Raw genomic sequence first — 13,830 nt, 5'->3', positions numbered from 1 at the left:
CCGCCCGGCGTGGTGGCGCTCACACCGGCGTCGACGGGCCCCGATCCGTCTCAGGAGAGGCCGGCGCCGACGATTCCCGTTGTCACAGAGGGCTGTTCACCATCGACTGTGCCGCCATCTCCATGTACTCGACGAGGGCTCGACGGTGCTGCGCATCGAGTCGGTCCTCGCCGATGGAGCCGATGGCGATGTGCATGCACCGCAACCACGCGTCCCGCTCGAGCTCACCGATGCGGAAGGGCTGGTGACGCATCCGCAATCGCGGATGGCCCCGCTGATCGGAATAGGTGCGCGGACCACCCCAGTACTGCTCGAGGAACATCCGCAGCCGCACCTCGGCACCCTCGAGATCGTCCTCGGGGTAGAGCGGACGCAGGATCTCGTCCAGGCGCACCTCCGCGTAGAAGCGGTGCGTCAGGTCGGCGAAGGTGGCGGCACCACCGACCGCGTCGTAGAACGTCTCGCTGGCCTCGGTCACCGCTCCAGTGTCGCGCACACCGCCCGGGCCGACGCCACCCGGCCGTCGTCGACACGAGGTCACCGCGCCGTCACCCGCCGGCCATCCGCGTCACCGTCCCGACACCGTGTCCATGCATTAATGCCATGCACAGGGACCGTCTTCGTGGTGCACTGGTGTGCCGAGGGCATCGACACCCTCGGACGCTCGGAGGACGGATGGCGCGCACGCGGTCGCAACAGTCGGAGGTCGTGACCTCCCTCGTGGGCGCCGCGCGCCACCACGCGGGTGCGCCTCCCGCCGACGACGCGCCGCATCGGCCCGACGTCGGACGCGGTGGCCCCGTCTGGGGCAAGCACCGGGTGCTGCTGTTGAACGCGACGTACGAGCCGCTGACGGCCATATCCATCCGCCGTGCGGTCGTGCTCGTGCTGCGGGAACGCGCCGATGTCGTCCACTCCGACGAGCGCGGGTCGCAGATCCACTCCGCCGACGTCAGCATGGCGGTCCCCTCGGTGATCCGCCTCCGCACCTACGTCCGTGTCCCGTATCGCGCCAAGATCCCCATGACGCGTGCCGCGCTGATGCACCGGGACCGCTTCCGGTGCGGGTACTGCGGTGCCAAGGCCGACACCATCGACCATGTGGTCCCACGCAGCCGCGGCGGGGCACACAACTGGGAGAACTGCGTCGCCTGCTGCGCGTCCTGCAACCACAAGAAGGCCGACCGCCTGCTGTCGGAACTGGGGTGGACGCTGCGCGCATCCCTCACCCCGCCCAAGGGACGGCACTGGCGACTGCTCGCGACGGTCAAGGAGATCGACCCCGCCTGGTCGCAGTACATCGACGTCGGCGCGGCCTGACCTCTGTCACCGCCATCGCCCGGGCCACCGGTCCCGGAGACCAACGACACGGCGTCGTACCCGCCTGGGCCCTCGGGGTCCGCTTCGGATAGATTTCCCCGCAGAACACTCCCGGAGAAGGGTCACGAGGCTGATGGAAGATCTCATCATCGCGATCGGGCTGCCCGTCACGATCATCTGCATCGTCGCGGTCATCGGTTGCGTCCTGTCCATGGCGTGGGCCTTCGGATCGGGACACCAGCGCACCGTCCGTTACACGCTGGACAAGCAGTGGGACCGCGGTCCTCTGCTGCTGAGCGCCGTCGACGTCGCGCCGGTGGCGCCGCCCGTCCACGACGACCTGTCCACCGACGAGTTGACCGGAGGGTCCGCACATGGCAAGTGGTGACATCAAGCCGGTCGTGACCGACCCCGACGCGCTGCCGTTGGGTGCCGTCGTCACCACCAGCGGTCGGATCTCCGCCGCGCGGACACCCGGTGCCGCGCCCGAGACGCCGCCGTTCGACCGCGACGAACTCGTCGCCCTCGACGACGCCCTCACCCACGCGACCGAGGTCGCGGGTGTGCGGTTCTCGATCTACATCGGTGATCTCGGCGGCGACGCGGTCGCGGAGGCCGGCAAGATCCTCCCGCAGGTCCCCGAGCCCGAGCACGCGGCGTTGATCGCCGTGTCGCCGAACTCCCACGAGATCGTCGTGGTGTCCGGCCGCGGCGTCGCGGGTCGCGTCAACGACCGGGTCGCGCAGCTCGGTGTGACCGCCGCCATCGCGGGCTTCCGCGAGAACGACCTGATCGACGGCCTGATCGCGGCGCTGCGTGTGATGGCGACCGCCATCGCGCGTTCCTGATCCGCACCAGCCCACAGACGCCTCCGGCGCCCGACGTGATCGTCGGGCGCCGGAGGCGTCTGTGGGGGTCGGCGTCAGGCTCCCGAGGCGTCCTCGTGCCGCACCCGCAGCGAGCGCGCGACGGTGTCGCGGCCCTCGAGGACCAGTCGGCGCAGTGCCGGCGGGTGATCCGCCGAGAGGAAGTCGTCTGCGCGGGCCAGTGACGCGTCGTCGATGGCCCACTGCGGATACAGACCCACCACCACGCTCTGCGCCACCTCGCTGGACCGGCGCCGCCACACGTCGGGCACCGCGTCGAAGTACTTCTCCACGTACGGCGCCAACAACTCCTGCTGGCCCGGCCGCGCGAAGCCCGCGATGACCGCGCGCCCCAGCGTGTTCGACAACGAGTCGTCCTCCACCACCTGAGCCCACGCGTGGGCCTTGGCCTCGGCGAGGGGCCGCGCCGCGCGCGCCGTGGCGGCCTTGCGCGCTCCCGCTGCACTGTTGTCGCGCCGGGCCTCGGCGTCGATCACCGGGGTGGAGTCGGGATCGGGGTCGACGGCACCGGCGGTGGCCAGCGCGGTCAGGATCGACCACCGCAGGTCGGTGTCGACCACCAGTCCCGGCAACCCGACGGTCGCGGGGTCGTCACCGTCGAGCAGGGAGCGCAGCACCGCAAGGGTGTCCTCGTCCCCGACGAGCCCGGCCAGCAGGGCGCCCGTGAACGCCAGCTGATGGTCCGACCCGGCGTCGGCCTCACGCGCCAGCTCCAGCATCCGGGCGGTGAACCGCGGCCACCCGGTCTCGACGGCCCACTGCGGGTCGGCGTATCGGTCGACCGCCGTCTGCGTCTGCATCAGGATGCGCTGCAGCACACCGATCTCGGTCTCCGCGCCCACTCCGCGCAGGACGAACTCGACGAAGTCACGGGCCCGCATGCGGGCGTCGCGGGTGTTCTCCCACGCGGTCGACCACACGAGCGTGCGGGGCAGCGACTCGCTGATGTCGCCGACGCGGTCGGTGGCCACGCGCCACGAGTCGTCGTCGAAACCGATGGTGCAGTAGGTCAGGTCGTCGTCGTTCACCAGGACGATCTGGCCGCGCGCGACGCCGACCAGATCGGCGACGTCGGTCCGCTCGCCCTCCACGTCGAGCTCCACCCGATGCGTACGGACCAGCTTGCCGTCGTCGTCGTCGTAGATGCCGACCGCGATCCGGTGTGTCCTGGTCTCACCCGCGCCGGGCTGCGCGCCGCCCTGCACGATCGCGAACGAGGTGAACCGGCCGTCGTCGTCGGTCTCGAACTCGGCGCGCAGCGGGGTGATCCCGGTGGTGCGCAGCCACTGGTCGCCCCAGTCGGACAGGTCCCGACCCGACGACCGCTCCAGTGCGCCGAGCAGATCCGAGAAGGTCGCGTTGCCGAAACGGTGATCGACGAAGTACTCGCGCAGACCGGCGAGGAAGTCCTCGAGACCGACGTAGGCGACGAGCTGCTTGAGGACCGACGCGCCCTTGGCGTAGGTGATCCCGTCGAAGTTGACCTCCACCGCGGCGATGTCGGGGATGTCGGCGGCGACGGGGTGGGTCGAGGGGAGCTGGTCCTGGCGATAGGCCCACGACTTGTCGACGGTGGCGAAGGTGGTCCACGCGGTCGTGTACTCGGTGGCCTCCGACTGGCACAGCACCGACGCGAACGTCGCGAAGGACTCGTTGAGCCACAGGTCGTCCCACCACTTCATGGTCACGAGGTCGCCGAACCACATGTGCGCCATCTCGTGCAGCACCGTCTCCGCACGACGCTCGTAGAGCGCCTTGGTGACCTTCGACCGGAAGACGTAGTCCTCGAGGTAGGTCACCGCGCCGGCGTTCTCCATCGCGCCCGCGTTGAACTCGGGCACGAACAGCTGGTCGTACTTGCCGAAGGCGTAGGGCGTCCCGAAGTTCTGGTGGTAGAAACCGAAGCCCTGCTTGGTCTCTGTGAACAGGCGCTCGGGGTCCATGTGCTCGGCCAGCGATGCGCGGCAGTAGATCCCGAGCGGGATGGTGCCGTGATCGTCGGAGTACGAGTCCTCCCACTTCGCGTACGGCCCGGCGATCAACGCGACGAGGTAGGTGCTCATCGGCTCGGTGGTGGCGAACCGGTGCACCCCGGCCTCGTCGGAGCCGGAGTCCTGCGCGGCGGCGTTGGAGATGACCTCCCAGTCGGCCGGTGCGGTCACCGACACGGTGAACGTGGACTTGAGGTCCGGCTGGTCGAAGCACGCGAACATCCGCTTGGCATCGGCGGTCTCGAACTGCGAGTACAGGTACACCGCGTCGTCGGTGGGATCGACGAAGCGGTGCAACCCCTCGCCGGTGTTCGAGTAGAGGCACTGCGCGACCACGGTGAGTTCGTTGTGCTCGCGCAACCCCGTCAGCGCGATGCCGTCGGCGGGGGAGTAGTCCGACACGTCGACGTCGGTGCCGTTCAGCGTCGCCGACTCGATGGTGTCGGCGACGATGTCGACGAAGGTGTCGGCGCCGTCGGTGGCGTCGAAGGTGATGGTGGACGTCGATCGGAACGTCCGTTCGCCGGGAGCGCCGTTGCCGTCGGTGAGGTCGAGATCCACGGTGTAGCCGGAGATCGAGAGGATCTGTGAGCGCGCGACGGCGTCGTCACGGGTCAGGTTGGGTGCGGTCACGGGGGTCCCATCGAGAGGCGTCGGGTGGAGCGGGTTGTGTCCTACCGCACCACGTCGTGGCGATCGGCCCGCGGCCGGGTGTCCGCGGGACCGGCTCCGGGGAATGTCGGGGACGCACCGGGGTTGTCATCATGGGGACCGCGGTCGCCCGTGTGCGTACCGCACCGGCCCGCAGACCGAGAAGATGAGGAGCTCACCATGACAGCCACCGACGTCGCCCCGTCCGCGACCGGGGACACCACCCGCGACCGCGTCGACTTCTGGCTCGACCCGCTCTGCCCGTGGTGCTGGATCACCTCGCGCTGGATCCTCGAGGTGGAGAAGGTGCGCGACATCGACGTCACCTTCCACATCATGAGCCTCGCGGTGCTGAACGAGGGCAAGGACATCCCCGCCGAGTACGCGGAGAAGCTCAAGGACGCGTGGCGGCCGGTCCGCGTCCTGCAGGCCGCGGTGAACGCGCACGGCCACGAGGTCCTCGACCCGCTCTACACCGCCATGGGCACCCAGATCCACAACCGCGGCGTCTCCGACTTCGACGCCGCGATCGCCGCGTCGCTCGCGGACGCCGGGCTGCCGACCGACCTGGCGTCGGCGGCGGACTCCGACGAGTACGACGAGACCATCCGGGCGAGTCACCACGAGGGCATGGACAAGGTCGGCGACGACGTCGGCACACCCACGATCCACATCAACGGGATCGCGTTCTTCGGTCCCGTGCTGTCGCGCATCCCGCGCGGCGACGACGCCGGACGGGTCTGGGACGGGGCTGTCGCCCTGGCCAGCTACCCGCACTTCTTCGAGCTGAAGCGGTCGCGGGACGAAGGCCCCCAGTTCGACTGACCGCACCCGCCCCGCCGGCGCGCCGACCATCCGGACGTCGTCGGCGGGGCACCTGTCAGACTGGTCGCCATGCGCGTCTACCTGGGTGCCGACCACGCCGGCTTCGATCTGAAGAACACCATCGCCGACCATCTCCGGTCCGGCGGACACGATGTCGTCGACTGCGGCGCTCATGCCTACGACGCGGCCGATGACTACCCGGCCTTCTGCATCGCGGCCGCAGAGCGCACCGTCGCCGATCCGGGCAGTCTCGGCATCGTGTTGGGCGGCAGCGGCAACGGTGAGCAGATCGCCGCGAACAAGGTCCCCGGTGCGCGGTGCGCACTGGCGTGGAGCGTCGAGACGGCGCAGCTCGCGCGGCAGCACAACAACGCCCAGCTGATCGGCATCGGCGGCCGCATGCACTCCACCGAGGACGCGCTCGCGATCGTCGACGCGTTCGTCGCGACGGCCTGGTCCGACGAACCGCGCCACCAGCGTCGGATCGACATCCTCGCCGAGTACGAGACCACCCACGAGGCCCCGCCGGTCCCGCAGGCCTGACGGCGGCCCCCGCCGTCGCAGTCGGCGGTCCGAGGCGGGGGACCAGGAGGAGCGATGCCCGAGGGGCACACCGTGCACCGCCTCGCGCGCCTGCACACACGCCGGTTCCGCAAGTCGCCCGTGCGGGTCTCGAGCCCGCAGGGCCGGTTCGTCGCCGAGGCCGAGCGCCTCGACGGTCAGGTGTTCACCCGTGCGCAGGCGTGGGGGAAACACCTCATCCACGAGTACGCCTCGGGCGACATGGTGCACGTCCATCTCGGGCTGTACGGGAAGTTCAGCGACGTCCCCGCCCCGATGGACCCACCGGTCGGGCAGGTGCGGATGCGTATCGAGAGCGACACGCGAGGCGCCGACCTGCGTGGTCCCACGGCATGCGAGTACTTCACCCCCGCGGATCTGGACCTCCTCGTCGCCCGCCTCGGACCGGATCCGCTGCGCCCCGACGCCGACCCTGATCAGGCGTTCGCGAGGATCCACAAGTCGAAGCGAGCGCTCGGCGCGATGCTCATGGACCAGAAGGTCATCGCCGGGGTCGGCAACGTCTACCGGGCCGAGGTGTTGTTCCGCGCCGGGGTCCACCCGATGCGACCCGGGACCGCCGTCGACGAGGCGGTGTGGCAGGACATGTGGGACGACATCGTCGACCTGATGGCCGTCGGGGTGCGGAAGGGGAAGATCATCACCATCCGCCCCCAGGACGACCACGGCCCCGTCGGAACCCGCGGCCGTCCCCGCAGCTACGTCTACCGCCGGCGCGGCGAACCGTGCCGCATCTGCGACACCACCGTCCTCGGTGAGGTCATGGAGGGTCGGAACCTGTTCTGGTGCCCCACCTGTCAGCCCGACTGATCCTCACCGCGGCGTCAGGCGTTCCTTGGCGTTCTCTCACGAACGCGGCGCATCATCGACGCATGGAGAAGATCGCGGTGTTCGTCGTCGGGGGAACCGGTGAGGCGACATCCTCCGACCCGGCGCTGCCGGTGCGTGGCCTGCTGCGGTGCGTCGTCGACGACCTCGACCCGCGGTTCGTCGCCCGATGGGTCGCGTACCCCGCGAGCTACGGACCGGTGCCCGTGCCCGACGGGCCCAGTTTCGCCGACAGCGTCGCCGCCGGCGTCGCGTCGCTGCGGGCCGCCGTCTCCCACATCGACGGGCCGTGGGCCGCCATCGGGTACTCGCAGGGGTGCGTGGTGATCCGGGAGATGCTGGCCGACAACGCCTCCCGGCCGCCCGTCGCGATCGGACTCGTGGCCGACCCGCACCAACCCGCCGGATGCGTCCGCGGATGCGACGGGCACGGTGTCGCCGGCCCGGGACGACCGCTGCCCGACGTCCCGACCATGTGGATCGGCGACCGCGCCGACGTGATCTGCAATGCCAGTCCGGACTCGCTCGTGCGCGACATCGCCGATCTCACACGGACGCTGACGACCACGCATCCCGGGTCCTGGGTGACGATGATGCTGCGGGCCGTGCGCACCGGCGCCCTGCAGAACGCGCGCGCCACGTCGTTCCGCCCGGCCCAGTGGCGCCGCGACGTCACGCGACTCGCCGTCGCCGCGCGCGAGATCCGCGGCTACCTGCCGTGCACGCTGCGGATCGGCCCGCTCACCCTGCCCAACCCGACCGGTGGTCGGCACGTGGCCTACGCCAGTGACCGCAGCGACGACGCCGCCGGCCTCACGGGCTGCGCCGCGCTCGCCGCGTGGCTGCAGGTCATCGCGACAGCGCATCTGGGGCCCATCGCCGCCGTGGAACCCGGGGACACACTCCCGGCTGCGTTCTCGCCGTCGTCATCCGCTCGACACGCGCGACAGGCCGGACTGGGCGAGACTGGGTGAGCCGCCGCCCCGGTGGCGATCGTCCTTGCCCGAGCAGCGGGAGCGTGCACGTGGACCATTACGACCTCGTGGTCATCGGATCCGGGCCGGCGGGCCAGAAGGCCGCCATCGCCGCGGCGAAGCTGGGTCGGCGGGCAGCCGTCGTCGAACGCCGCGACATGGTCGGTGGGGTGTGCACCAACACCGGCACCGTCCCGTCGAAGACGATGCGCGAAGCGGTCATGTACCTGACCGGACTCAACCAGCGCGAGCTCTACGGACAGTCGTACCGGCTCAAGTCCGACATCACCGTGGCCGATCTGTCGTCACGGACCCAGCACGTGGTGGGCCGCGAGGTCGACGTGATCCAGAACCAGTTGGCGCGCAACCGCGTCGCCCTGCTCATCGGGGACGCAAAGTTCGTCGACAGCCACCAGATCGCCGTCCACGGACCCGACGGGGACATGAAGACCGTCACGGCCGACCACGTGGTGATCGCCGTCGGCACCCGCCCGGCGCGGCCGTCGAGTGTCGACTTCGACGGCGCCACGATCGTCGACTCGGATCAGATCCTCGGGATGGACCACGTCCCGCAGTCCATGGTGGTCGTCGGGGCGGGCGTCATCGGCATCGAGTACGCGTCCATGTTCGCCGCTCTCGGCACCAAGGTCACGGTCGTGGAGAAGCGCCACACGATGCTCGACTTCTGCGACCGCGAGATCATCGAGGCCCTGCAGTACCAGTTGCGCGAGCGCGGGGTGACGTTCCGGTTCTCCGAGTCGGTGAAGACCGTCGAACGCCATCCGTCCGGCACGTTGACGATCCTCGAGTCGGGCAAGAAGATCCCCGCCGACACCGTCCTCTACTCCGCCGGGCGTCAGGGTGTCACCGACGAACTCGACGTCGCCGCAGCGGGTCTCGAGACCGGCGAGCGCGGACGGCTCGTCGTCGACGAGCACTTCCGCACGTCGGTGGAACACATCTACGCGGTCGGCGACGTCATCGGGTTCCCCGCCCTGGCGGCGACGTCGATGGAGCAGGGGCGACGGGCCGCGTACCACGCCTTCGGTGAGCCGGTCGGCAACGGCGAGGGGATCCAGCCCATCGGCATCTACTCGATCCCCGAGGTGTCCTACGTCGGCCGGACCGAGGAGGAGTTGACCGTCGACACCGTCCCGTTCGAGGTGGGCGTCGCGCGCTATCGCGAACTCGCGCGGGGCGCAATCATGGGCGACTCGTACGGGATGCTGAAACTCCTCGTCCACGCGCACGACCGGACGTTGCTCGGGGTGCACGTCTTCGGCAGCAACGCGGCCGAGCTCGTGCACATCGGTCAGACCGTCATGGGGTGCGGTGGCACCGTCGACTACCTCGTCGACGCCGTGTTCAACTACCCGACCCTGGCCGAGGGGTACAAGGTCGCCGCGCTCGACGCGGTCAACAAGATGCGCGCGATCTCCCGCGTCACCGGGTCGGGCGACGGCCACGAACTGGGCACCGAATGAGACATCCCCCGCCGGCCGAGGCCGACGGGGGATGTCTGCGGTACTGAGGCGTCGTGCGGGTCAGCTGCCCTGTACGTACTGGCCGCCGACGGTGCCGCGGACCACGATCGGTGTCCCCTCGGGGAAGTTCTCGTAGGCCCACTTGCCGTTGTCGGTGCTCACGTTGATGCAGCCGTGGCTGACGTTGGTCTTGCCCTGCTGGGCGACCGACCACGGGGCGGCGTGCAGGAAGATGCCGTCCCAGCTCATGCGGATCGCGTACTCGACGTAGGTCCGGTAGCCACCGGGGGAGTCGACCGGGACGCCGTACGTGGACGAGTCCATGTACATGTCGCGGTACTTCTCCTTGGTGAAGTACACGCCGTTGGGCGTCGGGTGCGCGTTGGAGCCCATCGAGATGGGGATGTCCTTGCGCGCGATCTTGCCGTCGTGCCACACGGTCATCGTGTGGGTGGCGTCGTCGGCGAGGGCGACCCAGCCGGTCTTGGTGGCCACCGGCGGAGCCGGATCGGCCGGGGCCGGGGCGGGTTCGGTGGCGGGCGGTGCCTGCGGTGCCGGCGCCGTGGACGACGGCGGCAGGAACGGCTTGAGGAAGTCGGGGGCGACGACGCCGGGGAGACCGGGGATCGTCGGCTGCGGGGCGACGGGAGCTGCGCCCGCGGTCGCGGGGATCGCGAACAACGCGATCGCTGCACCGGCGACGACCGTCACGAGACGGGCGCGCGTGGCGCCGCGGCGGGTGGACGTGGGAGTCGGCACGAGTTCGGACCTGACCTTCGGTGTCGGTGCCCTGTCGGGCAGAACGGTGGCGGTTGGGCGTGTGCGATGGCTGCGCGAGACCCCCGCCGCGCGTCGTCATCGTCGCACGCGAGGGCGGTGTGTCCAACACGGACACCCTGGTGGTTGTGAACTCTGCCAACGCATGTGGCTGGAGTGACGCATGTGACGACGATCGCGTCGGCGCACTGCCTTGCCGGCGGGTGGCGGGCGTCCGGTGACCGCAGATTCGGTGGCACGCGACCAGCACGGTAGAGTCGCCGCTGCATGCGACGTCGGGAGGCGATCCCCCCTGGCGTGGTGTGCTCGCGGGTGTAGCTCAATGGTAGAGCCCCAGTCTTCCAAACTGGCTACGCGGGTTCGATTCCCGTCACCCGCTCCACCGCTCCCGTCGCGGAGTGGCGGTGGCGTCGTCACCGAGACCGGGATGTGGCGCAGCTTGGTAGCGCATCCGCTTTGGGAGCGGAGGGTCGCAGGTTCGAATCCTGTCATCCCGACGGAGGCGGAGACGCCGCATCACCCACGGCGGTGGTGGTCGGCAGACGACTGCCGGCGCCCCACCGCGAACCGGGGCACCACCGCAATCAGGGCACATGTCCACCACGCAAGGAGTCGAGTTTCGTGAAGAGCACCGTCGAGCAGCTGAGCCCGACGCGGGTCAAACTCAACGTCGAGGTCCCGTTCGAGGAACTCGAGGGAGACTTCGCCCGCGCCTACAAGTCGCTCGCGCAGCAGGTCCGCATCCCCGGCTTCCGACCGGGCAAGGCGCCGGCCAAGCTGATCGAGGCACGCGTCGGCCGTGACTCCGTGCTCGCGCAGGTCGTCAACGACGCGCTGCCCGCCAAGTACTCGCAGGCGATCGCCGAGACCGAGACCACGCCCATCGGCCAGCCCGAGATCGATCTCGCCGAGCTGGAGTACGGCAAGTCGATCACCTTCACCGCCGAGGTCGACGTCCGTCCCGAGATCACCCTGCCCGACTACTCGTCGCTGACGGTCGAGGTCGACCCGGTCGAGGTCGACGACGCCGCCGTCGACGAGCAGTTCGAGGCCCTGCGCGCCCGCTTCGGCACGCTGACCGGTGTCGAGCGTCCCGCGAAGGACGGCGACTTCGTCTCCATCGACCTCGCGGCCACCGTCGACGGCGCCCCCGTCGAGGAGGCCTCCACGGAGGGCCTGTCGCACGAGGTCGGCTCCGGCCAGCTCATCGACGGTCTCGACGAGGCACTCGTCGGCATGAGCACCGGCGAGGAGAAGACCTTCACCACCACGCTGGTGGCGGGCGAGCACTCCGGCGAGCAGGCGGACGTCACCGTCACCGTGAAGTCGGTCAAGGAGCGCGAGCTGCCCGAGGCCGACGACGACTTCGCCCAGATGGCCAGCGAGTTCGACACCGTCGACGAGCTGCGCGCCGACCTGCGTGAGCGCGTCGGTCGCTCCAAGCGCGCCGAGCAGGCGTCCGCGGTGCGCGACGCCGTGCTCGAGAAGCTCCTCGCCGCCGTCGAGATCCCGGTGCCCGAGAAGGTCGTGGAGGCCGAGGCCGACGGTCAGATGCACCAGGTCGTCCACGCCTTCGACCACGACGACGCCAAGGTCGACGAGTTCCTCGCCGCCCAGGGGACCACCCGTGAGGACTGGGAGGGCGAGGCCCGGGCGGCCGCGGAGACAGCGGTCAAGACCCAGCTCCTGCTCGACGCCGTCGCCGAGCAGCAGGAGACCACCGTCGGCCAGGACGAGCTCACGCAGCAGATCATCTTCCAGGCCCAGCGCTACGGCATGCAGCCGCAGGACTTCATCCAGCAGCTGCAGCAGGCCGACCAGCTCGGCGCCATCTACGCCGACATCCGGCGCAGCAAGGCACTCGCCGGGATCGTCGGACAGGTGACGGTCACCGACACCACGGGTGCGAGCGTGGACACCTCCGAGTTCTTCGGCACCGGTGAGGCCGAGGACGGGGACGCGACGAGCACCGACGACTGAGTCGTCTCGAGCGGGACATGTTTCCGCTGTCAGCGAATGCGGGTGGCACCGAGGGTCGGTGGCCACCCGCATTCGTTAGTGTCGGAGTCAGCACATGAGCAGTGGACCCGGCCCGGGTCCCCTGGACACGATCTTGGTGAAAGTAGGAACCGTGACCGACCCGAAGAACCTCCTGACCGCGAGCGGTTCGCCGATCAGCGCGAGCTCCGGCGTCGCGGGTCTGAACCTCAGCGATTCGGTCTTCGAGCGGCTGCTCCGTGAGCGGATCATCTTCCTCGGCACGCAGGTCGACGACGACATCGCCAACCGGCTGTGCGCGCAGATCCTCCTGCTGTCCGCCGAGGACAGCACCAAGGACATCAACCTCTACATCAACTCGCCCGGCGGGTCGGTGACGGCGGGCATGGCCATCTTCGACACCATGCAGCTCGCCCAGTGCGACGTCGCGACCTACGCGATGGGGATGGCGGCCTCCATGGGGCAGTTCCTGCTCGCGGCCGGCGCCAAGGGCAAGCGCCACGCGCTGCCGCACGCGCGGATCATGATGCACCAGCCGTCGGCGGGCATCGGGGGCACCGCGGCCGACATCGCGATCCAGGCCGAGCAGTTCGCGCTGACCAAGAAGGAGATGAACCGGCTCAACGCCGAGTTCACCGGCCAGCCGCTGGAGAAGATCGAGGCCGACGCCGACCGTGACAAGTGGTTCACCGCCGACGCGGCCAAGGAGTACGGCTTCGTCGACCACGTGATCACCCGCTCCTGAGCGACCCCTCGGCCCGCGAGGGCCACGAGCCCATCCCTTCCCCGGCCGCGTCGCGGCCCACAGCCTTCGGAGAGACCACATGAGCATGTTCGGTTCGTCCAGTCAGACACCCGCGGGCATCGCCCCCGCGGGCGCCCAGAGTCGGTACATCCTGCCGTCGTTCATCGAGCACACGCCCAACGGCATGCGGGAGTACAACCCCTACGCGAAGCTCTTCGAGGAGCGCATCGTCTTCCTCGGCACCCCCATCGACGAGACGGTCGCCAACGACATCATGGCGCAGCTGCTGGTGTTGGAGTCCCAGGATCCCGACCGCGACATCATCATGTACGTCAACTCCCCGGGCGGCAGCGTCCCGGCGATGCTGGCCATCTACGACACGATGCAGTACGTCCACTGCGACATCGCGACGGTCTGCCTCGGTGAGGCGGCCTCGGCAGCGGCGATCGTGCTGGCCGCCGGCACGCCGGGCAAGCGCGCGGCGCTGCCGAACGCGACCGTCCTGATCCACCAGCCGCGGACCGGCGGCGCCTACCAGGGCCAGGTCTCGGACCTGGAGATCCAGGCCGCCGAGATCGAGCGCATCCGTCGTCGTCTCGACGAGATCCTCTCGACCCACACCGGCCAGGACACCGACAAGATCCGCCGCGACACCGATCGCGACAACATCCTCACCGCGGCCCAGGCCAAGGAGTACGGGATCATCGACGAGGTCTTCGAGTACCGCAAGAAGTCCGCCCGTCGCTCGAGCTGAGCCGACACGCCCGG

The 13,830-nt window shown here is 69.8% G+C and carries 14 protein-coding genes and 2 tRNA genes; 13 read left to right on the top strand and 3 right to left on the bottom strand.

The annotated features are described in order from the left end of the window. Nucleotides 1–82: 82 nt before the first annotated feature. The gene (locus LX14_RS16810) at nt 83–478 is read right to left on the bottom strand and encodes a globin (protein ID WP_253648467.1); all 396 of its coding nucleotides are present in this window, start codon (nt 476–478) and stop codon (nt 83–85) included. Between the two features lie 197 nt (nt 479–675). Here LX14_RS16810 and LX14_RS16805 point away from each other — a divergent pair, with 197 nt between their 5' ends. From LX14_RS16805 to LX14_RS16795, 3 genes are all read left to right on the top strand, one after another. Beyond that, entirely contained in the window at nt 676–1,320 is a 645-nt protein-coding gene (locus LX14_RS16805) for an HNH endonuclease (RefSeq protein WP_372505415.1), read from the top strand. 133 nt (nt 1,321–1,453) lie between these two features. After that, on the top strand, nt 1,454–1,708 hold the full coding sequence (ctaJ, locus tag LX14_RS16800; protein ID WP_253648465.1) for an aa3-type cytochrome oxidase subunit CtaJ: 255 nt from the start codon (nt 1,454–1,456) through the stop codon (nt 1,706–1,708). Then, complete coding sequence (locus tag LX14_RS16795) at nt 1,695–2,168, top strand: DUF5130 domain-containing protein (protein WP_253648464.1); 474 nt, start codon at nt 1,695–1,697, stop codon at nt 2,166–2,168. Before ctaJ ends, LX14_RS16795 begins: the two co-directional genes overlap by 14 nt. A 74-nt stretch (nt 2,169–2,242) precedes the next feature. On the opposite strand, the gene pepN is transcribed toward LX14_RS16795, so the two are convergent. Beyond that, nucleotides 2,243–4,831, bottom strand: coding sequence for an aminopeptidase N (gene pepN / locus LX14_RS16790; RefSeq protein ID WP_253648463.1), 2,589 nt, complete (start codon nt 4,829–4,831; stop codon nt 2,243–2,245). A 198-nt stretch (nt 4,832–5,029) separates the two neighbouring features. On the opposite strand from pepN, the gene LX14_RS16785 reads away from it, so the two are divergent. From LX14_RS16785 to sthA, 5 genes are all read left to right on the top strand, one after another. Beyond that, on the top strand, nt 5,030–5,674 hold the full coding sequence (locus tag LX14_RS16785) for a DsbA family protein (RefSeq protein WP_253648462.1): 645 nt from the start codon (nt 5,030–5,032) through the stop codon (nt 5,672–5,674). A gap of 69 nt (nt 5,675–5,743) precedes the next feature. Then, nucleotides 5,744–6,217, top strand: coding sequence for a ribose-5-phosphate isomerase (locus LX14_RS16780; protein WP_253648461.1), 474 nt, complete (start codon nt 5,744–5,746; stop codon nt 6,215–6,217). A gap of 54 nt (nt 6,218–6,271) precedes the next feature. Beyond that, nucleotides 6,272–7,066, top strand: coding sequence for an Fpg/Nei family DNA glycosylase (locus tag LX14_RS16775; protein WP_253648460.1), 795 nt, complete (start codon nt 6,272–6,274; stop codon nt 7,064–7,066). Nucleotides 7,067–7,128: 62 nt separating this feature from the next. Beyond that, the gene (locus LX14_RS16770) at nt 7,129–8,058 is read left to right on the top strand and encodes a PE-PPE domain-containing protein (RefSeq protein ID WP_253648459.1); all 930 of its coding nucleotides are present in this window, start codon (nt 7,129–7,131) and stop codon (nt 8,056–8,058) included. 50 nt (nt 8,059–8,108) lie between these two features. Beyond that, nucleotides 8,109–9,542 carry a Si-specific NAD(P)(+) transhydrogenase gene (gene sthA, locus LX14_RS16765; protein WP_253648458.1) on the top strand — a complete coding sequence of 478 codons (1,434 nt, stop codon included), beginning with the start codon at nt 8,109–8,111 and terminating at the stop codon, nt 9,540–9,542. 60 nt (nt 9,543–9,602) lie between these two features. Here sthA and LX14_RS16760 read toward each other — a convergent pair whose 3' ends face one another. Continuing rightward, a complete protein-coding gene (locus LX14_RS16760) occupies nt 9,603–10,301 on the bottom strand; it encodes a L,D-transpeptidase (protein WP_253648457.1) in 699 nt (232 codons plus the stop codon). Between the two features lie 326 nt (nt 10,302–10,627). Here LX14_RS16760 and LX14_RS16755 point away from each other — a divergent pair. From LX14_RS16755 to LX14_RS16735, 5 genes are all read left to right on the top strand, one after another. Then, nucleotides 10,628–10,701 (top strand) — tRNA-Gly (locus tag LX14_RS16755). 41 nt (nt 10,702–10,742) lie between these two features. Further along, nucleotides 10,743–10,816, top strand: a tRNA-Pro gene (locus LX14_RS16750). Nucleotides 10,817–10,940: 124 nt separating this feature from the next. Then, nucleotides 10,941–12,299 carry a trigger factor gene (gene tig, locus LX14_RS16745; protein WP_253648456.1) on the top strand — a complete coding sequence of 453 codons (1,359 nt, stop codon included), beginning with the start codon at nt 10,941–10,943 and terminating at the stop codon, nt 12,297–12,299. A gap of 133 nt (nt 12,300–12,432) precedes the next feature. Next, complete coding sequence (locus LX14_RS16740; protein WP_372505423.1) at nt 12,433–13,062, top strand: ATP-dependent Clp protease proteolytic subunit; 630 nt, start codon at nt 12,433–12,435, stop codon at nt 13,060–13,062. Nucleotides 13,063–13,141: 79 nt separating this feature from the next. Continuing rightward, nucleotides 13,142–13,816: an ATP-dependent Clp protease proteolytic subunit gene (locus tag LX14_RS16735; protein ID WP_301283730.1), complete on the top strand. Its 675-nt coding sequence runs from the start codon at nt 13,142–13,144 to the stop codon at nt 13,814–13,816. The last annotated feature ends 14 nt before the right edge of the window (nt 13,817–13,830 follow it).

This window comes from Williamsia deligens (genome assembly GCF_024171765.1).
GTDB lineage: Bacteria > Actinomycetota > Actinomycetes > Mycobacteriales > Mycobacteriaceae > Williamsia_A > Williamsia_A deligens.
The sequence above is the reverse complement of the archived record's forward strand: the minus strand, read 5'-3'. Positions and strand labels throughout refer to the sequence as shown.